The 19,261-nt window shown below is 70.5% G+C and carries 16 protein-coding genes and 1 pseudogene; 10 read left to right on the forward strand and 7 right to left on the reverse strand.

Translation table 11 applies throughout. The features are described 5' to 3' along the window. The coding region (locus AB0A97_RS36295; RefSeq protein ID WP_361158823.1) for a glycosyltransferase at positions 1 to 119 on the reverse strand (119 nt) is incomplete at its 3' end. A gap of 733 nt (positions 120 to 852) precedes the next feature. On the opposite strand from AB0A97_RS36295, the gene AB0A97_RS36300 reads away from it, so the two are divergent. Next, on the forward strand, positions 853 to 1,587 hold the full coding sequence (locus tag AB0A97_RS36300) for a lysophospholipid acyltransferase family protein (RefSeq protein WP_361158584.1): 735 nt from the start codon (positions 853 to 855) through the stop codon (positions 1,585 to 1,587). Here the strand turns inward: AB0A97_RS36300 and AB0A97_RS36305 are convergent. Both AB0A97_RS36305 and vanY-N read right to left on the reverse strand, forming a co-directional pair. Continuing rightward, complete coding sequence (locus AB0A97_RS36305; RefSeq protein WP_361158587.1) at positions 1,571 to 3,049, reverse strand: peptidase; 1,479 nt, start codon at positions 3,047 to 3,049, stop codon at positions 1,571 to 1,573. The genes AB0A97_RS36300 and AB0A97_RS36305 overlap by 17 nt on opposite strands. Before the next feature lie 626 nt (positions 3,050 to 3,675). Further along, on the reverse strand, positions 3,676 to 4,227 hold the full coding sequence (vanY-N, locus tag AB0A97_RS36310) for a D,D-peptidase/D,D-carboxypeptidase VanY-N (protein ID WP_361158590.1): 552 nt from the start codon (positions 4,225 to 4,227) through the stop codon (positions 3,676 to 3,678). A gap of 86 nt (positions 4,228 to 4,313) precedes the next feature. Here vanY-N and AB0A97_RS36315 point away from each other — a divergent pair, with 86 nt between their 5' ends. Together AB0A97_RS36315 and AB0A97_RS36320 are read left to right on the forward strand one after the other, a co-directional pair. Beyond that, positions 4,314 to 5,009 (forward strand): response regulator transcription factor, encoded by a 696-nt coding sequence (locus AB0A97_RS36315; RefSeq protein ID WP_361158593.1) that lies wholly within the window; start codon positions 4,314 to 4,316, stop codon positions 5,007 to 5,009. After that, a complete protein-coding gene (locus AB0A97_RS36320; protein WP_361158596.1) occupies positions 5,002 to 6,261 on the forward strand; it encodes a HAMP domain-containing sensor histidine kinase in 1,260 nt (419 codons plus the stop codon). The genes AB0A97_RS36315 and AB0A97_RS36320 overlap by 8 nt, the downstream gene beginning before the upstream one ends. A gap of 99 nt (positions 6,262 to 6,360) precedes the next feature. On the opposite strand, the gene AB0A97_RS36325 is transcribed toward AB0A97_RS36320, so the two are convergent. Both AB0A97_RS36325 and murF read right to left on the reverse strand, forming a co-directional pair. After that, positions 6,361 to 7,479 (reverse strand): peptidoglycan bridge formation glycyltransferase FemA/FemB family protein, encoded by a 1,119-nt coding sequence (locus AB0A97_RS36325; protein WP_361158599.1) that lies wholly within the window; start codon positions 7,477 to 7,479, stop codon positions 6,361 to 6,363. A gap of 8 nt (positions 7,480 to 7,487) precedes the next feature. Beyond that, on the reverse strand, positions 7,488 to 8,870 hold the full coding sequence (gene murF, locus AB0A97_RS36330; protein ID WP_361158602.1) for a UDP-N-acetylmuramoyl-tripeptide--D-alanyl-D-alanine ligase: 1,383 nt from the start codon (positions 8,868 to 8,870) through the stop codon (positions 7,488 to 7,490). A 511-nt stretch (positions 8,871 to 9,381) separates the two neighbouring features. On the opposite strand from murF, the gene AB0A97_RS36335 reads away from it, so the two are divergent. The 4 genes from AB0A97_RS36335 to AB0A97_RS36350 are packed head-to-tail and all read left to right on the forward strand — an operon-like array spanning position 9,382 to position 12,743. Next, positions 9,382 to 10,422 (forward strand): D-isomer specific 2-hydroxyacid dehydrogenase family protein, encoded by a 1,041-nt coding sequence (locus AB0A97_RS36335; protein ID WP_361158605.1) that lies wholly within the window; start codon positions 9,382 to 9,384, stop codon positions 10,420 to 10,422. Next, entirely contained in the window at positions 10,410 to 11,450 is a 1,041-nt protein-coding gene (gene vanA / locus AB0A97_RS36340; protein WP_361158608.1) for a D-alanine--(R)-lactate ligase, read from the forward strand. The genes AB0A97_RS36335 and vanA overlap by 13 nt, the downstream gene beginning before the upstream one ends. After that, positions 11,447 to 12,055 (forward strand): D-Ala-D-Ala dipeptidase VanX, encoded by a 609-nt coding sequence (vanX, locus tag AB0A97_RS36345; RefSeq protein ID WP_361158611.1) that lies wholly within the window; start codon positions 11,447 to 11,449, stop codon positions 12,053 to 12,055. The genes vanA and vanX overlap by 4 nt, the downstream gene beginning before the upstream one ends. Then, positions 12,027 to 12,743: a hypothetical protein gene (locus AB0A97_RS36350; RefSeq protein ID WP_361158614.1), complete on the forward strand. Its 717-nt coding sequence runs from the start codon at positions 12,027 to 12,029 to the stop codon at positions 12,741 to 12,743. The genes vanX and AB0A97_RS36350 overlap by 29 nt, the downstream gene beginning before the upstream one ends. Here the strand turns inward: AB0A97_RS36350 and AB0A97_RS36355 are convergent. After that, positions 12,722 to 13,273 (reverse strand): hypothetical protein, encoded by a 552-nt coding sequence (locus tag AB0A97_RS36355; RefSeq protein WP_361158617.1) that lies wholly within the window; start codon positions 13,271 to 13,273, stop codon positions 12,722 to 12,724. The two genes, AB0A97_RS36350 and AB0A97_RS36355, sit on opposite strands and share 22 nt — an antisense overlap. Positions 13,274 to 13,353: 80 nt before the next feature. Then, positions 13,354 to 14,930, reverse strand: a pseudogene (locus AB0A97_RS36360) (alpha/beta hydrolase). A gap of 259 nt (positions 14,931 to 15,189) precedes the next feature. Here AB0A97_RS36360 and AB0A97_RS36365 point away from each other — a divergent pair. From AB0A97_RS36365 to AB0A97_RS36375, 3 genes are all read left to right on the forward strand, one after another. Further along, on the forward strand, positions 15,190 to 15,897 hold the full coding sequence (locus AB0A97_RS36365; protein WP_361158620.1) for a histone deacetylase: 708 nt from the start codon (positions 15,190 to 15,192) through the stop codon (positions 15,895 to 15,897). A gap of 266 nt (positions 15,898 to 16,163) precedes the next feature. Further along, positions 16,164 to 17,501 (forward strand): MFS transporter, encoded by a 1,338-nt coding sequence (locus AB0A97_RS36370; protein WP_361158622.1) that lies wholly within the window; start codon positions 16,164 to 16,166, stop codon positions 17,499 to 17,501. A 245-nt stretch (positions 17,502 to 17,746) separates the two neighbouring features. Then, a complete protein-coding gene (locus tag AB0A97_RS36375; RefSeq protein WP_361158623.1) occupies positions 17,747 to 19,258 on the forward strand; it encodes a non-ribosomal peptide synthetase in 1,512 nt (503 codons plus the stop codon). The last annotated feature ends 3 nt before the right edge of the window (positions 19,259 to 19,261 follow it).

Consider the following 19,261-nt stretch of genomic DNA (forward strand, 5'->3'; position numbering starts at 1 on the left):
CAGTCATCGACAATCACCACCTCAACATCACCGAACGACTGATCCAGCACCGACTGCACCGCAGCAGGCAACCGCTCGGCATCGTTGTAGACGATGACAACTACAGATATCTCAGTCACAGAACACCATCTCTGAAGTAAACAGATCCCCGGGGCCGCGTGGACGCCTCACCGAAGGGGCGGACGCGAGGGCCGTGCCGAAAGGGCGCCGCGCACGGACGCGAGCGGCCCGTGCGCAGGTCGACCGCCGCGTCGGGCGCACCCGGTCAAAAGGTCACAAGGTCAGAACAGCTGGTTACGGGTGGACCAGCCCCCTCCGGACGGTACGGAGCCGCCGGGTGGGACGGCACCCCGGGCACACGCCCGCCCGCGCGGCACCGCGGCGCTCCGCAGCGGCCCGCCGGGCGCCGCGTGGCGGTCGGCGTGAGACGTGCGTGACGACGTGCGCGAGGCGTTCGCAACCCGGTTCCCCCCTGTGAAGAGCGCCACCCGCCCCGCATGTCCGGAAGACGGACGGCATCAGCCGCTTTCCGGGACGATACCGCCAGTCGGCCGATTGCCGGGTATGAGGTGAATACCTGTGACGGAACGATCGGATAACAGGACCGTCCGTCACCGCACGGCCACGCAGTGCGTACACATGGCCAGGTGGCGGATATCGGCCAGAAGATCATCGATCATCCGACTGTCCGCCAAAATGATCTTCTTCGGTCATGTCCGGACCCGGACGGGTGGTTACGGACTGCCCGTGTCCGCACTTACACTATTCCTTCTCGCACCTCGCCTGACCTGCGAAAACAATGCAACCAAGCGACGACGGCGAGCCGGTTCCGGAGCGTGAGGGGGAAGCCCTGTGTTCTACCAGGTTCTCAAGTATGTGTTTCTGGGGCCGTTGCTGAGACTGCTCTTCCGGCCGCATGTGGAAGGGCTGGACAATGTGCCGCCGGCCGGGGCGGCCATCATCGCGGGAAATCATTTGTCGTTCTCGGACCACTTCGTGATGCCGGTGATCGTGCCGCGCCGGGTCACTTTTCTGGCGAAGGCCGAGTATTTCACCGGCCCTGGGCTGCGGGGCCGGTTGACGGCCGCGTTCTTCCGGGGCATCGGGCAGATTCCGGTGGACCGCTCCGGCGGAAAGGCGGCGCAGGCCGCCTTGAAATCCGGGCTGGCGGTGCTGCGAAAAGGCAGGGTGCTGGGAATCTACCCGGAGGGGACGCGGTCGCACGACGGCCGACTGTACAAGGGCCGCACGGGCGTGGCGGCAATGGCGATCAGGGCCCAGGTGCCGGTGGTGCCGTGCGCGATGATCGGCACGTTCGAGGCGCAGCCCACCGGGCGGCGGCTGCCGCGCGCGATGCGCATCACGATCCGTTTCGGCAAGCCCCTGGAATTCGGACGGTTCGCCGGGCTGGACGGCGAGCACGCCGCGCTGCGCGCCGTCACCGACGAGATCATGTACGAGATTCTGCGGCTCTCCGGGCAGGAGTACGTGGACATGTACGCGAACGAGGCGAAGGCGCAGCAGCAGGCGCCACGCGGTCTCGGCCGGCGCCTGCGCCCCGACCGGGGTGTCAGGTCTTCGGATTGAGCTTCAAACCGAAGTGGTTGAGGATGTCCGTCGCCTCGGTCCAGTACAGATAGTTGCCCGCGTTGGTCTGGTACGACCCCGACAGCGCCGAGACAATCCCGCGCGCCTGGCGGACGGAGCCTTTCGGGGTGAACACCAGGGCGCCGCTGTCTCCGTGCGCGGCGGCCCACGGTTTGCCCGGCAGCCTGGTTCCTTCGACGCCCCGGACCTTCCAGCCGGTGTCCAGCTTGTAGGTGATGTCGTCGTGAGTGACCTTGATACCGCAGACGGTTTCCCGCTTCATGAAGAACGAGGCGGCGCCGTTGTGGCAGACGAAGTCGCCGTTGTGCGAATAGGCGACGCTGGTGAGGGGCCGGTAACTGGTCGTCTCGCTCACATCGGCGTTGTTGTCGGCCCCGATGAGCAGTTCGGCGTCCCAGCCGGTCGCCATGCCGTTCACCGTACCGGTGTAGTTGCCCGTCAGCCCGTTGAGCCCGTCGTAGAACCTGCCGAACGCGGGAGCGGTGCCGGAACCGGTGTATATCTTGGTGCCGTTGGCGAAACAGTGCGCGGCCGTCACCATGACGGGTTTGTTGTCCTTCTTACGTACGGCCGGCAGGCCCGCCGAGCAGTACTGCCCGCCGTCGGTCAGCACATCCCCCGCGATGAACGGCGTACCGTCCTTCCACTTCACGTCGGCCCAGGTTTTCGCGGCGGAGGATATGCGCTGCCCCTGTTTGAAGACGAGAGGCACATCGTGCGCCGGTGCGGCACTGCGCGCGCCCGGATGCCGACGCGCCATCGCCTCCGCCTTGGCCGCCTTGGCCGCCGCATCGGGGTTGTCCACGGCTATTTCCAAGGACGACGCATCGGCCGCAACAGCCACCGTGCGGATGGTGTAGGGCAGTTCACCGGCCTTCTCCCGGGCGAACAGCCGGTCGCGCGCCTCGTGCAGCGCCCGGCGGGTGTGGCTCGCCTGCACCGCGACGAGTTTTCCGGCGTCGGCGCGGCGGTCCGCCGCCGATACGGCTGCGCGGAATGCGGCGGCCCGGGAAAGATCGGTCAGTTGGACCTGCACGGTGCCGCGAGGCGCGTCGATGCGTACTCCCGCGTAAATGTCCGCCGCCTTGCCGCCCGAACCCACACGTTCCACAGCGTCCGCCAGGGCGCGGAGCGGCGCGAGCAGTCTCTCCTGCTTCTCCGGAGCCATCGCCGCTGTCTCGGCTTCGGTGTGCTGCGTGTGCGGCTGCGGCGCGACCGGCCCGGCATGGGCACCGGGCGCCATGGCGGTGAGCAGCGCGAGTCCGGCCGCCCCCAGCACCGATGCGGTCTTCGCGGTCGTCTGCACGGGTATCTGCACTGGCCCCCCAGTTGGTTGACGTGATCTGACCGACGCACCGCGCGGCCCGGCGTCAGTGGTGTCACGGCTGGGGCCAAAATGATCGCGTGTGGCAGCGGGAGCATATAGCAGCGACGAGAACACACGTTCGGCGCCCTGGGGCCGACAACGGAAAGCCGCTGTGACGTCGACCGCCGGTCGACCTGTCGATGTGCTGTCGGCATGAACGGTGTCCAAAGCCCGGCTGTGGTGACGTCGGATACGTGCGGACCGGACCAGACGGTCTCGCCGTACGCCGTCAGCGACGGGACGCGGGGCTGTCTGCGGCTGGCTGAGGGGGCCGGCCGGTGGACGACGGTCTGGCGGGTCGGTGGCGCCGAGTCGGTCTGGACTGTCAAAGATCTTGAGACAGTCCCCTTGCCGGCGCCTGAGCCGGTGCGGCGGTTCACCTGACGGTGAGGTCGGATGGAGGCCGGTGGCTCCTTGCTGTCCGCTCCCGATCCCGGGACAGCGAGGACGACCTGGTCCGCTTCCGAGAGGGCGACGTGTCGACAGAGCAACGGCGTCCCGGCGCTGTCGGCCGACCTCCTCTCCTGGCGTTTGAGGACCGTGAGGCGCCCTTCGTCAGCTCCCGAGCTCTGAGCGAAGAGCGCACCGCCGCCTGCGCACAGGGCCTCGTCGAAGGTGGCAAGCTCTTCCTCGCGTCCGACGAAGGCACGGCCCCGCACGCCCCGGAGACGCCCTTTCAGGCGCCCGGCCTTCTGCCCCCGTCAACGCGCGTGCACAGCATCACGGATCTCCTGGGGCGTTGACGGCACTCCGGTGTGCGGGTGGTACTCAAAATGCCACCACTCGTTGTCGTAGATGCGATAGAGGCCGTAGCGGGCACCGCGCTCCTCCAGCCAGCGCGCGCCTTCGAACGGGCGCACATCCAGCGCGGTGCCCTTGACGTGCCTGGATTCCGCCGGCGGCAGCACCAGTCTCCGGGCCGCGGCAGGCGAGCCGACGCGCCGCACCTCCGCGTCGAACAACCGCTGCTGCACGAAAGGGTCGCGGTATCCCGAGGTGAGGCCGATGAGCTGCCCGTGGCGCCACAGCGCCTCAGTGCGTGCCGCGTTGAACGCCGTCCTGGCACCGTCGGTGAGCCCGCTGAGGTCCTCGGCAGGAAACCGCAACCCCAACGCCCAGCAGCAGGCCAGCTCGCGGGCGCGGCCGGGACGGCAGACGAACGCAACGGGCAGCAGGAGCACGGCGAGCACCACCGCCAGGACGGCGAACACCCGGTCCCGGGGCCCGGTGGGGATGACGTGAGGTTCGTTCATGCCCCCAGACAAGAGGGCGGTGTGTTGCCGGCGCGTATCCGCTTTTCGATACACCGGCGATATGCCCCGGCTCGTAGGATCTGTCCATGCGTGTGTTAGTCGTCGAGGACGAGCCCTACATGGCCGCGGCCATCCGCGACGGGCTGCGCCTGGAAGCCATCGCGGCCGACATCGCCGGAGACGGTGATACCGCCCTGGAACTGCTGAGCACCAACGCCTACGCCATCGCCGTCCTGGACCGGGACGTCCCCGGACCGACCGGTGACGAGATCGCCCGGCACATCGTCGCCTGCGGCGGCGGCATGCCGATCCTCATGCTGACCGCGGCCGACCGGCTGGAGGACAAGGCCAGCGGGTTCGAACTCGGCGCCGACGACTACCTCACCAAACCCTTCGACATGCGAGAACTCGTGCTGAGGCTCAGAGCACTCGACCGCCGACGCGCCCACAGCAGGCCGCCGGTGCGCGAGCTCGCGGGCCTGCGCGTGGATCCCTTCCGCCGCGAGGTCTACCGCGAGGGCCGCTACATCGCTCTGACCCGCAAGCAGTTCGCCGTGCTCGAAGTCCTCGCCGCCGCCGAAGGCGGGGTGGTCAGCGCGGAAGAGCTGCTGGAGCGGGCGTGGGACGAGAACGCCGACCCGTTCACCAACGCCGTGCGTATCACGGTCTCGGCCCTGCGCAAACGCCTCGGTGAGCCCTGGCTGATCGCCACCGTGCCCGGCGTCGGTTACCGCATCGACACCGGAGCAGACGCCGAGGGACGGGCAGCGCGGCGTGGATAGGCGTCAAGGGCTCAGCGTGCGCCTCAAGCTCACCCTCAGCTACGCCGGGTTCCTCGTGATCGCGGGCGCCCTGCTGCTCGCCGCCGTGTGGGCCTTCCTCCTGCGAGGACGCTCGACAAGCCCGAAGATCCCCGAACCGTCCGACTTCCTGCGCGTCTTCGACCCCAGCAATTTCGGTCCCGTCGTCTTCGTCCCGGCGGGCATCCTGGTGCTGGCGTTCCTGCTGGTGTTCGGTCTCGTGGGCGGGTGGATCCTGGCCGGCCGGATGCTCACCCCGCTGATCCGCATCACCGACGTCACCCGCAAGGTGGCGAACGGACCGCTCTCCCACCGGATCCGCCTGCCGGGCCGCCGAGACGAATTCCGCGAACTCGCCGACTCCTTCGACACCATGCTCGCCCAGCTCGAAGCCCACGTCGCCCAGCAGCAGCGCTTCGCGGCCAACGCCTCCCACGAACTGCGCACCCCGCTGGCGGTCACCCAGGCGCTTCTCGACGTGGCCCGCAACGACCCCGACCGCGACACCAGTGAGCTGGTCGAGCGCCTGCGCGTGGTCAACACCCGCGCCATCGACCTCACTGAAGCACTGCTGTTGCTCAGCCGCGCCAACCAGCGGTCCTTCACCAGAGAACGCGTCGATCTGTCCCTCATGGCAGAAGAAGCCACGGAAACGCTCCTGCCCCTGGCAGAACAGCACGGCGTCACCCTCGAAACCTCCGGCGGGACGAGCACCACCCTCGGCTCACCGGCCCTCCTGCTGCAACTGACCACGAACCTGGTGCACAACGCGATCGGCCACAACCTGCCGGAAGCGGGCACCGTATGGGTGACCACCAGCGCCCGCCCGGACACTGTGGCGCTCACCGTCGAGAACACCGGCGAGCAGCTCACCGCACAGTCGGTCTCGACCCTCACCGAGCCGTTCCAGCGCGGCACCGAACGCCTGCACACCGGCCACGCCGGCGTCGGCCTCGGCCTGGCCATCGTCAACAGCATCACCCAGGCCCACGACGGAACCCTCACCCTGACCCCCCGCCCCGCCGGCGGGCTCCGCGTCACGGTGCGGCTCCCCGCCGCGCCGGCGCACACACCACCAGACCGGACGGGCCCGGCCAACGCCCGCACCGCACCGGGCCACCCCGCTGCCCGCTCACGGCCGGAGCGACCACGCGGGATCCGGCGGCCGGCCGGCTCCAGGGGCGAGGCGAACGAGCGGCCCGATACGGCCGTCGACCGGCCTGCGGAGCGTTGAGCCCCCGTGCAACCGGCCGGCACGCTCCCGAACGACGCGCGTGGCCGCTTCCTGCCCCGTCACCTCGCACCCACCGAGGCCCGCCACCGGCAGGCTGCCTCAGCCCCGACGGGACATGTAGACGTCGAAGGCCTTGTACAGCAGGCGATTGAGCGGCAGATCCCATTCACCGAGATACTCCACGGCTTCGCCACCGGTACCGACCTTGAACTGGATCAGGCCCAGGTGCGGGTCGTTCTCGTCCACCGTGTCGGTGATACCGCGCAGGTTGTAGACCGTGCACCCGGCAGCCAGCGCGTCGGTGGCCATCTTCCACTGCACGGCGTTCGACCCGCGCACCTCCCGCTTGGCCGTGGCCGAGGCGCCGTAGCTGTACCAGGCGTGTTCTCCGACCCGGATCCAGATGGTGGCGGCCACGAGATCACCCTCGTGATGGGCCAGGTAGAGCCGGATCCGGTCCTTGTCCTCGGCCAGCAGCGCCTCGAACATGACCGGGAAGTAACCGAACGGCCGCGGGATGAAGTGATCACGCTTAGCGGTTTCGAGGTAGACCCGGTAGAAGTCGGGCAGGTCCCCGACACCGCCCTGGGTCACCACGACGCCCGCCTTGTCGGCCTTCTTGATGTTGCGCCGCCACATCTGGTTCATCCCCTGGAGCAGTTGCTGCTCGTCCTTGCCGACCAACAGCACCTGGAAGACCCGGCGCGGCTGCCCGGCGGAGAACCCGTCGTCCTCCTTCGGCGGGCGCCAGCCCAGCCGCCGTAGCTGGACGCGCGCCCGGACAGCAATGTCGTTGACCGTGTCCGGCGGCACCTCGCTGAGCCTGGTGGCCCCCGGGTCGGCCATCGCGGCCTTGACCGTCGCCGCGCTCCAGGTGCGGGCCGCCACCGTCGTCCCGATGCGGATGGCGAAGGCACCGGAGCGCTTGAGGTGCTCCACCAACGGGCCGAGCCAGCCGGCCAGATCATCCGAGGCCCAGTCGATCACCGGCCCCTCGGGCAGGTACGCCAGCGACGCCTTGGCCCCGGGTAGCCGCCGATACAGCACCAGGCCCGCGCCGACCAGCCGACCGCGGTCGTCGAACCAGCCCAGAGACTCCGATACCCACTCGCTCTTCACCGACGCCCAGGCCGGGGTCTGCAGGAAACTCACCGCAGGTTGCGACGCGTTGAACGCGGCATGATCGTCCGTCGTGATGGTCCGTACCCGAAAAGCCACAACCGCTCCTACCTGTCGTCCATGAGCCGGTCCGCCGACCCGTCGGGAGGCCCGCAGGCGAGCGCGGCGGCGACCTCGTCCAGGCGCGCCCCGCGGGAGGCCTTGACGAGCACGACGTCGCCGACCGTGAGCCGGCCGCGCAGCCACTGGACGGCCGCGGCGTTGTCGGCCAGCGCCACCGCCCGCGGCCCGGCACCGTCGGCGAGCGACCGGGCGCCGACCGCGAGCACCACGTCGGCCCGGGCAGCGGCGTACGCCCCGACGGCGCGGTGCTCGGCCTCACTGCCGTCGCCAAGTTCGAGCATCTGGCCGAGGACGGCGATGCGGCGTTTGCCCTCGATGGCCGCCAGCGCGTCCAGGGCGGCTCGGGCCGAGTCGGGATCGGCGTTGAAGGAATCGTCGAGCAGCGTCGCGCCGCCGGCGAGGTCACGCAGCTCCAAGCGCCACTTCGACAGCGAGACGGTGGGCAGCGCCGCCGCGGCAGCATCGAGACGGACGCCGGCCGCCAGCCCCGCCGCCGCGGCAGCCGAGGCGTTGAGCGCCTGGTGAGCGCCAACGAGCGGCAGCGCGACCGTGGCCCGGGCGGCGGCGGTCCGCAGGGTGAAGGACGGCCGGGCGAGCCGGTCCAGCACCACGTCGAGGATGCGGACGTCGGCGTGTTCGGCCCGGCCGAAGGTCAGCACCGCTCGGTCGGTGAGCGAGCGCATCGCGGCCACCCGCGGATCGTCGGCGCCCAGAACCGCGGTGCCGCCGGGCGCCAGACCCTGCACCAGCTCCCCCTTGGCCCGGGCGATCGCCGCGCGCGACTTGAGATGGCAGAGGTGGGCCTGGCCGACGTTGAGGACGACCCCGACATCGGGCGCGACCAGGCTGGTGAGCTCGGCGATGTCGCCGATGCGGCGCACTCCCATCTCCAGGACGAGGAAGCGGGTGGCCTCGGTGCATCGGAGCATGGTCAGCGGCACGCCGAGCTCGTTGTTGAGCGAGCCGGTCGTCGCGATCGTCGGCGCGGCGCTCGACAGCACGGCCGCCAGCAGGTCCTTGGTGCTGGTCTTGCCGCGGGACCCGGTCACCGCGAGGACGGTCAGCCCCTCGCGCAGCCGTGCCACGACGTGGGCGGCGAGCGCCTGCAACGCGGCCTCGGCGTCCTCGACGACGACGGTCGGCAGCGCCGTGGGCCGGGAGCCGAGCACGGCCACCGCGCCGGCCCGGCCGGCCTGGACGGCGAAGTCGTGGCCGTCGACGTGCTCGCCGGTGAAGGCCACGAAGAGACCACCCGGCTCGGCCCGCCGGCCGTCGAGCACGGCCGGCGCGCTCACCGTCACGGCGCCGTCGCCCTCGACCCGCCCGCCGACCACTGCGGCGAGCTCGCCGAGGCTGAGGGGGATCACGCCTCGACCGCGCAAGGAGCGGCGCTGCGCAGCAGTGACCGGCCCGTCGTGGTGAGGGCGGGCGCAGGCGGGCTGACAAGGCAGAGGACGGCACAGGCCGGTTCGCTGAAACTCATGTCCTTCAGTCAAGTAAGCGCGGTGTTGCCGGCGCGTATGCAGTTTTCGATACGCCGACGATATGGTGCCCGCCACCACCCCGCGCGAGCGTGGCGGCGGTCGGTCGGCCGCGTCGGCTTCGTCCGTGGGACCGGCCGGAGGACCCGACAGGTTGAGCCCCCGGTTCGCCCGCGGCGTCGCCGGCCCGCCCGAGCGCCGCTTCGGGGCGGCCGGAGCTGCGAAGGCGACACGGCACCGGGTAGCGTAGGCGCCCCGGCAGCATCCCCTCGGGCCGGGACCCGCCCGTGACGATCAAGGCGGACATCGCCCTGCGCGGCAGCGGCCGGCACCATATCGTCGGCGTATCGAAAAACGCATACGCGTCGGCAACACCATGCCCTCTTGACTGACGGGCATGAATTCCAGCGGACCCACACGAGCGGCGGCGTGCCGCACCCGAGCGCCGGTGCCACCCTCACGGGCTGATTCGACCACGGGAATCACGGTCTACGGGTGCGAGCCGGACGAGGCCCGTCTCTTCCGGGAAATGGCGCCTCGCCTGGGTGTGGTGCCGACCATCACGAAGGCAGCGGTCTGCGAAGCCAACAGCGTTCTGGCCGCCGGGAACCGGTGCGTCAGCATCGGCCACAAGACGCGCGTCACCCGTGCCACCCTCAAGGCGCTGGGCCGCGCCGGGGTGGAGTATCTCTCCACACGAAGCGTCGGCCGCGACCACATCGACGTGAGCTACGCGCAGAGCATCGGTATCTCCGTCGGAAACGTGGCGTATTCGCCCGACAGCGTTGCCGACTACACGCTGATGCTGATGCTGATGGCCGTGCGTCACGCGAAGGCCACTCTCCGCCGTGCCGATGCCCATGACTACCGGCTGAGTGAGACACGCGGCAAAGAGCTGCGCGATCTGACGGTCGGAGTGGTCGGCACGGGGCGTATCGGCTCAGCGGTCATCGATCGGTTGCAGGGCTTCGGCTGTCGCGTGCTGGCCTGCGACAACCGCCCCGGGACCGGCGCCGATCACGTGCCGCTCGACGAGCTGCTCCGGCACAGCGACATCGTCACGCTCCACACCCCGCTCACCGCGGAAACACACCATCTCCTCGATCGCCGGCGTATCGGGCAGATGAAACCTGGCGCGTTCGTCGTCAACACCGGACGCGGGCCACTCATCGACACTGAAGCCCTTCTTCCGGCGTTGGAGAGCGGCCGTTTGGGCGGCGCGGCGCTGGACGTCCTCGACGGCGAGGAAGGCATCTTCTACACCGACTGCCGGAACAAGCCCCTCGACCACCACTCGCTGTTGCGACTGCAAGAGCTGCCGAATGTGTTCATCAGCCCGCACACGGCCTACTACACCGACCACGCGCTGCGGGACACCGTCACCCACAGCCTCGTCAACTGCCTCGACTTCGAAAGCGGGAAAACATGGACCGGTTGAAGGTCGGCGTCATCTTCGGGGGCTCTTCCGAAGAACACCCCGTCTCCGTCAAGTCCGCCCAGGAGGTCGCGAAGAACCTCAACACCGATACCTACGAACCGTACTGGATCGGCATTACGCAGTCCGGCGTCTGGAAGCTCTGTGACGCCCCCGGCGCAGACTGGGAGAACGACAGCGCCCGTCCGGTCGTACTGTCACCCGACCGAAGCGTCCATGGACTGCTCGTCCTGGAACGGGAACGCTTCGAAGTGGTCCGCCTGGATGTCGTGCTGCCCGTGGTGCACGGCACATTCGGCGAAGACGGTGTGCTCCAGGGCCTGCTGGAACTTTCCGGCATCCCCTATGCCGGCTGCGACGTTCAGAGCTCTGCCCTCTGCATGGACAAATCCTTGACCTACACCGTCGCCAGGAGCGCGGGTGTCGCCACGCCCGATTTCCGGGTGGTCGCGGACAACGAGAAGGTCGACGCCGACCGGCTTCCTTACCCTGTCTTCGTGAAGCCGGCCCGTTCGGGCTCGTCCTTCGGAGTCAGCAAAGTCGCGGGGAAAGAGGCCTTGCCCGGCGCACTGGACGCGGCACGACAGTACGACGCGAAGATCCTGATCGAGGAGGCCGTGGCCGGCAGCGAGGTCGGCTGCGCCCTCCTGGGCGACCCCGCCGATCCGATCGCGGGCGAGGTGGACCGTGTAGCCCTCTCACACGGATTCTTCAGAATCCACCAGGAGGACGCGCCCGAGACCGGCTCGGAGAACTCGGCGTTCATCGTCCCCGCCGACATCCCCGAAGCTTCGCGCCGGCTCGTCCAGGAGACCGCCAAGACCATCTACCGCGCACTGGGCTGCCAGGGCCTTGCCCGCGTGGACCTGTTCCTCAAGGAGGACGGCCAGGTGGTGCTCAACGAAGTCAACACCCTGCCCGGCATGACCTCCTACAGCCGCTATCCCCGGATGATGGCCGCCGCGGGACTGCCGCTCTCCGACGTGATCGACCGACTCGTGTCCGTGACGCTGCGCCAGGAAAAGCGGTGAACGGCGACTTCGTGCACCTCGACGAGCTGGTCCCCGGCATCCGTTGGGACGCCAAGTACGCCACCGGGGACAACTTCACCGGAGCGCCGGTCGACGGATACCTGGTCAACCGGATCGTCGGCACCAGAGCTATGTGCACGGCCCTGGGACGAGCGCACGAAGAAGCCGCGTCTCTCGGCTTCGGCCTGCTGGTCTGGGACGGATACCGTCCGCAACGCGCCGTCGACTGCTTCAAACGCTGGGCAGAACAGCCGGAGGACGGCCGAACCAAGCAGCGCCACTATCCCAATATCGACAGGTCCGAGCTTTTCGACAAGGGATACGTGGCCGCCAAGTCCCACCACAGTCGCGGCAGTACCGTCGACTTGACGCTCTACGCCCTCGGCACCGGAGAAAAGGTCCGCATGGGCGGCGACCACGACCTCATGGATCCGGTCTCCCATCATGGAGCAAGCGGAATAACACCCACCGAAGCGGAAAACCGCGAGCGCCTCTGCTCCCTCATGGAGAACTGCGGATTTGTCCCCTACGCCTGCGAGTGGTGGCACTACACGCTGAAGAGCGAGCCTTATGCAGATGTCTATTTCGACTTTCCCCTCACATGACGGAAGGCTCCCGTACGTCTCCCAGTGGGGCAGCCTGGACCGCAACGACGAGGTCGTCATGCGGCGTGCCGCTCCCTCGGGCCTCGACGTCTTCCTGCGGCGCACCGATCCGACGCACCTGCACGACTGGGCCTCCGACGGCTACCACTCGCGCGAGGAGTACCTGTTCTGGTCCCGCAAAGTCTGCGGCCTGGCCTGCTTGCAGTCCCTGCTTCATGGCTGGACGGACATCCGCCTGTCGATGCGTGAACTCGTCGCGCTGGCCCTCGACCGGGGCTGCTACGTGGTGGAGCCCCGGGGCAAGGTCCGAGGACTGATCTACCGGCCCTTCATGGCCTGGGTCGGCGCACAATTCGGATTCACCTGCCAACTGGTCGAGAACACACCGATTCACGCCTCCGCCCCAGCGGTGCGCCCCGGGCAAGTCCTGATCGCGTCGGTCTCTCCTGAGATCCGTGATCCGGGAACCTGTGCACCGAGCCGGGGAGGGCACTTGGTGCTGATCCATGCGGCCCAGGGCGGGATGGTGCGGTTCCACGATCCGTCGGGCTACTCCCACAACGCAGACTCCGCAGCGCTGCCCATGCGCGTCTTCGAGCGGTTCCATGCGGGACGGGGGATCCTGGTCAGCGCGACAGCGCTGACTTCCCCGGCCGCCTGTGCCGGTCAGCGGACCCAGCCCGTATAACTCTGCCGGCCCCCGTGCCGCTGGTGGCCGGACGGGCGGTTTCGCTCGCCGGGTTCCAGTGCCGAGGCGACGGCCCGTACGAGCCAGGCGTTGACCGACAGTCCCTCCTGGCCCGCCGCGTCCTCGACCCGGGCCTTGAGGTGGGCGGGCAGCCGGAAGTTGATCCGCGCCGTGCCGCCGTCACCCCCGTCGAGGGAGGCGGGGGCTGGGGCAGGGGCGGCCGGCGCGGAGGTCCAGGCGCCGCCCGGTGTGCTCCCGGGCTCGTCCTGCTCGTACGGCTGCGGGGCCGGCGGCGCCGTCACCACGAACTCGGGATCGAGTCCGCGCAGCCGTACGTCGACGGACCCCGGCGCCAGGTCCCGGGTGACCTCCCCCATCGCGGCGGACAGCGCGTTCAGCAGGGTGAGGCGGGCGGCCGACTCCAGCGGCGCGGTGAGCCGCTCGGCGAGGGCACGCGCTTCGTCTCCCCCCGCGTCCGCGGCCACCGCGAGCTCGTGCCGGAGGTTGTCGACGTAGGGCGTGAGGTCCATAACGCCATGGTGGCACACGTGTGGCACCACTTTTCCCCGGGCGGCACCACATTCCCCCTGACCAGTGTCGGCGGGGCCGGTTACGCCGTGCCCGGCTCCGGGGCCGCGTGCGGTGCGCACGTCACGTCCCTGAAGTCGGTCTTCCCGGTCAGGAAGTAGGTGTCGACCCGGTTGTTGATGCAGGGGTTGACCAGACCGGCGACACGCCGTGGGAGCCGGCCCCCTGCTCGGTGATCAGACGCGAGCCCTGAGACGCCGGTGCAGCTCGACGGCACCGCCGTACGGAGTCGCCGCGTCCCGGGTGCTCTGCACGATCAGGACGCTGGGCAGGCCCTTGCCGGTCCGCGCCTCGACCGGGGTCCGCTGCTGCTCCGGCCAGGTCGCGCAGGGCAGGTTCGTCCAGGCGTTGGCCCAGGTCATGAAGGGGGCCTTCGCATGGGTGCGGGTGCTGTCCCGGTCCCACTCGCGCCAGTCGGCGGGCCACGTAGCGTCGCTGCACTCCACGGCCGTGCAGACCGCGTTGCTGTTCTCGGAGGCGGCGTTGCCCGCCTTGTCGTCCAGGTCCGGGCCCGCGTTCTGGATCAGCGGCTTCGCGTCACCCGAGAGGTACGCGCTCCACACCTGGGCGGTCGAGGCCCACGCGGAGTCGTAGTAGGGCGTGTTCTGGAAGAAGCCGGTCAGCTCGGCCGGACCGACGACGCCACCGATCGGGGCCTTCTTGGCGGTGGCGCGCAGCTCCTCCCACTTCACCTGGACCTCGGCCTCGGTGGTGCCGATGTGGTAGACGGCGTCGTGCCGGGCGACCCACTTCTTCCAGTCGCTCCAGCGCGTCTCGAAGGCGAGGTCCTGGTCGAGGTTGGCCTGGTACCGGACCTTCTCGCGCGACGGGTCGACGAGCATCCGGCGGACATGGTCCGGGAAGGGCGTGGCGTACACGGCGCCGAGGTAGGTGCCGTAGAAGACGCCCAGGTAGGTGAGCTTCTTCTCGCCGGGAGCGGCCCGGATGACGTCCAGGTCCCGGGCCGTGTTCGGCGTCGTCAGGTGCGGCAGCAGAGCGCCGCCGCGCTCCTCGCAGCCCTGCGCGTACTCCTTGGCCAGTCTGCGCCGGGCGCGCTTGTCGGCCTCGCTGTCCGGCACCGGGTCGGCCTTGGGTGCCTTGACGAACTCCTGCGGGTCGGCGCAGGAGACGGGGGGCGGAGTGGCCGACGCCGCGCGGGTCGAAACCGACGAAGTCGTACGCCTTCGCGGTCTTCGCCCACACCGCGTTCTTGCCGGTGGCACGGGTCGGGAACGTCATGCCCGAGCCGCCGGGGCCGCCGGGGTTGTAGAGGAGGGAGCCCTGCCGCTCGCTCTTGCCGCCGGTGTTGCCGATCCGGTCCACGGCAATCTTGATGGTGCGGCCGTCGGGCTTGGCGTAGTCGACCGGGACGGTCACGTAGCCGCACTGGACGGGAACCTTCAGGTCCCAGTCGGCGGGACAGGCCTGCCAGTCGATGCCCCGCTCGGCCGCGCGGGCGGCGGCCGACACGCCGCGGCCCTCGGCCGAACCACGGTGGAGCTGCTGGCCCGCACCGGCGGGCGTGGCGGATATCGCTCCGGCCATGAGCGTGCCGGCCGCCAGGGTGCCGGCGGCGCCGAGCGCTGCTGTTCGTCTCATGTGGGGTCCCCCTGTACAAAGCGCCGCGCGAGGCGGCGGTGATCACAGAGCTGCACGGGGTTCCTGTCTCCTGCCCCCCTCTGTGAACAGGGCTCACCTCCATCTCTTTACCAAACCGCAGGATTCGCTCGGCGATCTGTGGTATCGACGGGCGCACCATGGCTTACGACCCGGTTTGTGGCCGGATGTACGGCTTGACATACGGCTCGGCCCGGGAGGCCGCCCGGCTCGGGCGGCGCGTCGGCGAAGGGATGATGCGGTGCACGTCTGGTACGTGTCGTACGGCTCCAACATGCACGGCGCACGGCTGCGCCACTATCTGACGGGCGGGCGCCCGCCGGGCGGCCTGCGGACGTGTCCGGGATGCCGTGACCCCAGGCCGCCCGCCCGTTCCGTGCCGGTCGTGCTGCCGGGGACCATGTACTTCGCGCTGGAGTCGCTGAACTGGACGGGCGGCGTGGCGTTCTACGACCCGGAAGGGCCCGGCGAGGTGTGGGCCCGCGCCCACCTGGTGACGCGGGGCCAGTTCTCCGACATCGCCGCACAGGAGATGCACCGTGACCCGGCGGCGGACCTGGATCTGACCGAAGTGCTGGACCGGGGGCGGGCGCAGTTCGGCCCCGGCCGCTACGAGACGCTGGTGCATCCCGGCACGCTGGACGGGCTGCCGCTGCTCACCTTCACGGCGCCGTGGGGCGCGGGCGAGATCCCGCGTACGCAGCCGACCGACGCCTACCTGGCGCACCTGTCGTCAGGGCTGCGGGAGGCGGGCGGGTGGGACGACGAGCAGATCACGGAGTACCTGGACCGGTGCCGGCTGGGCCTGACCGTGCACCCCGGGACGGGCAGGCGGCGCGGGCGTTCCGGGCGCGGCACGGGGCCGGCCTGCCGGGCCCTGGAGGTGGACCGCCGGGTGCCGGAGCCGGAGGCCGGCGGCGCGCGGACACGCTGGGTTCACGGCTCGTAACACATTTCGCCCCGTCCGTCAGCAGTCCTTACGGTTTCTGAACACACCCAGCCGCACTAACCGGACATTCGCTCGACGGCCGAAAAAATGGTCGCCGAGTGAACGTTTGGTGAGGATGTAGCAGGTCACCTCAGGGCAGGGTGGACCGGAGAGAACGGACGGTTTACGACAAAACATTCGTACAGCGTCCGGAATGCGGATCAAGCTGTCCGGAAAACCTACGGTCGTTTTGACCCGCCCCCTCTTCATCACCAAATGTCAGCCATGTGACCACCTCACGAGCCTCCGGCAGCCGCGCCGGTGACGGGCTCCTCCGCCATCGCGACTTCCGGCTGCTGCTCGCCGGGGCCGCGGCCAGCCAGGCAGGCACCCAAGTGGCCCTCGTGGCCCTGCCCCTGGTGGCCGTCGTCGGGCTGCACGCCTCGGCTTTCGAAGTGGGCCTGCTCACCGCGGCCGAGACCGCCGCGTTCCTGCTCATCGGGCTGCCGGCGGGCGCCTGGGTGGACCGGGTCCGGCGGCTGCCGCTGCTGATCCGTACGGATGTGGTGCGCGCGGTGGCGATGGGCAGTGTGCCGCTCGCCGCGGCGTGCCACGCTCTGACGATGGCCCAGCTGTACGTGGTGGCCTTCGTCACCGGCGTCGCCACCGTGTTCTTCGACGTCGCCCACCAGAGCTACCTGCCGAGGGTACTGCCGGGCCCCCGGCTGGTGGCGGGCAACGGGGCGCTGGAGACCGCGCGTTCGGCGGCGCAGGTGGCCGGGCCCGGACTGGGCGGCGGCATCGTCCAACTGCTCGGACCGCCGGTGGCCGTACTGGCCAACGCGGCCGGATACCTCGCGTCCGCCCTGTTCCTGCGCGGCATCCGCGTCCGGGAGCCGGAGCCCGAGGTCACGCCGGGGGTGTCGCTGTCGGCGCAGGTCAAGGAGGGCCTGGCCTTCGTACTGCGGCACCCTGTACTGCGCATGATCGCGCTGACGACCGGGGTGGCGAACTTCTTCTCGGCGATGCTCGTCGCCGTACAGACCGTGTTCCTGACCCGCGAACTGGGCCTGCCGCCCGGCGTGCTCGGGCTGATGCTGTCCGCCTCCGCCGTCGGCGGCCTGAGCGGGGCCCTGTGCGCCGGAACGGTGGCCCGGCGGCTGGGGCAGGCCCGCATCATCTGGCTCGCGCCCCTGGTCACCGGACCGTTCGCCCTGCTGTGGCCGCTGTCCGGGCACGGGGCCGCCGCCGGCTGGTTCGCGCTCGGCTCGGGCGCCGTCTTCTTCGGCGCGGTCGTCTACAACGTGGCCCAGGTGAGCTTCCGGCAACTGCTCTGTCCCGACGCGCTGCTGGGCCGGATGAACGCCACGCTGCGGTTCATGGTCTGGGGGACCATGCCGCTCGGCGCGCTGGCCGGCGGTTCCATCGCCGGAGCGGCCGGTCCACTGGCCGCCGTATGGGTGTGCGCGGTCGGGTTCCTGCTCGTACCGATCCCCCTGCTGCTGTCCCCGCTGCGCAAGCTGCGGGACCTGCCGGCCGCCGGAGAGGCGCACGGCGAGGCGGCGCACGGAGCGGGAACCGGGGCGGCTTCCGAGGCAGTTGATGCGCCCGGAGCGGCCGGCTGACCCACCCGCCGACGTGGGTCAGCCGGCCGGTGGGCCGGTGCCTGCGATCCGGCCGCCGTGTTGCCGCGTGGTTCCCGCGTGCACGGCTGCGGCCGCACGCCTCACGCCACCCATCCGCCTCGTACGTCGCGACCGGCTCATATGCCTCGTACGCGGCCGCTACGTCTCGTACGTCTTACACGTCTCGTACGTCCTGCACGTCTCGTACGCAACGCCCCGTCCGCGGCGGCGCGAAGGAGGTCATCGTGGACCCCAGCACGACAGTCGGTCTCAGCACCGGCCAACCGGCCGGCACCGGCATCCGTACCCGCTTCACCACCGGCACCGGTGCCCACCGGGCCACCGTCAACATCACGGAGCAGTACCTCGCCCGCTACGAGAAGGCCGCCGCCGGGGTGAGCGACCCGGCGGCGCTGCTGCCCGTCACCGGTGCGCAGCGGCGGTTCCTGCTCGCCCGGCGGCTGGCGCCCGGTGGCCGGCCCGACGTGGTACCGCTGTTCTTCGCCTTCCCGCGCGGCACGATCGACCTGGAGCGGCTGCGTGCGGCCGCCGGCTACCTGGCCGCGGCGCACCCCGCGCTGCGTACCCGGCCCGACGTCCTGCGCGGGGCGCCCGTCCAGCGGCTCGGTGCGCCCGAGGCGCAGGTGAACAGGGTGACTCCGCGCCCCGGGGAAAGCGCGGCGGGGGCCCTGCGCCGGACGCTGTCGGCCTGGTCGGCCGAAGGCCCGCCGCTGCGGCTGTTCCTGGCCGACGCCCACGCTGATGCCCAGGCAGACAGCGGCACCGACACCGACGGCGCCGACGGCGCCACGGGCCCCGTGGAGATTCTCGCCCTCGCCCTGGACCACGCCGTGTGCGACGAGCAGTCGCTCGGCCGGATCTCCGCCGACCTCGGCGAGGCGTACGGGCACGGGCTCGGTCCCGGCGATGTGCCGCAGGACCGAGCCACGGTGGAGGTGGCCGGGTACCGGGAGGCCGTACGCCTGCAACTCGACGCGGAACAACGGGCGTCGGGGCCGGGCGCGCTCGCGTACTGGGCCCGCAGGATCGCCCCGGCGCTCGCGGGCAGCGGCACGAGCGCGGCTCCCGGGCAGCCCACCGCCCGACAGGCGTCCGTACCGGATGCGCCGCGGCCCACCGGTGCACTCCAGGCGCGCCTGCCGGTCCGCGGCGGTGACGGGCGGGCCACGGCCTTCCCCGTGCTGCTCGGGGCGTGCGGCGGTGTCGCGCGCGCTCTGGTCGAGGCGGGCGCGCCTGGCCGTACGCCGCTGCTCGGTTACCCCTGGGGCGGCCGCCCCGCCGCAGCGCCGCCCGTCCTCGGCTGCTTCCTCAACACCGTCGTGCACCCGGCCTTCGCCTGCGGCCCGGACGACCTGACCACCACCTGGTGGGACGACCTCGACCACGCCGACGCCCCGTTCGACGAGGTGGTCCGGGCGGCCCGGACGGCCACCGTCCCCTGGACGGGGCAGTTGGACGGTCTGCTGACCTTCGAGGACCTGCACCGCCGCCCGCCGCTGGAACTGGACGGCGTCGCGGGCCGGGAGGTGCACATCGACGGGCGGCCGCTCCAGGCGCCGTTCGCGGTCTCCGTCTCGTACGGGAGCAATCTGCTCGTACGGCTGGCCTGGGACCGGGACGCCTTCCCGGACGGCCTCGTGCACGACGCCTTCGCCGCCCTGACCGCCGAGCTGTCCGGCGGACCCGCCGAGCCGTCCGGCACGGCGCGCACCACTGCCGCCACGCCGGGGGCCTGACCC

Source organism: Streptomyces sp. NPDC045470, from assembly GCF_040646595.1.
Classification (GTDB): domain Bacteria; phylum Actinomycetota; class Actinomycetes; order Streptomycetales; family Streptomycetaceae; genus Streptomyces.

What these genes read in the sequence shown, in the direction of transcription:
- AB0A97_RS36315 (WP_361158593.1), top strand. Translation starts at nt 4,314, where the DNA reads ATGCGTGTGTTAGTCGTCGAGGACGAGCCCTACATGGCCGCGGCCATC.
- AB0A97_RS36335 (WP_361158605.1), top strand. Translation starts at nt 9,382, where the DNA reads ATGAATTCCAGCGGACCCACACGAGCGGCGGCGTGCCGCACCCGAGCG.
- AB0A97_RS36355 (WP_361158617.1), bottom strand. Translation starts at nt 13,273, where the DNA reads ATGGACCTCACGCCCTACGTCGACAACCTCCGGCACGAGCTCGCGGTG.
- AB0A97_RS36350 (WP_361158614.1), top strand. Translation starts at nt 12,027, where the DNA reads ATGTCTATTTCGACTTTCCCCTCACATGACGGAAGGCTCCCGTACGTC.
- vanA (WP_361158608.1), top strand. Translation starts at nt 10,410, where the DNA reads ATGGACCGGTTGAAGGTCGGCGTCATCTTCGGGGGCTCTTCCGAAGAA.
- vanY-N (WP_361158590.1), bottom strand. Translation starts at nt 4,227, where the DNA reads ATGAACGAACCTCACGTCATCCCCACCGGGCCCCGGGACCGGGTGTTC.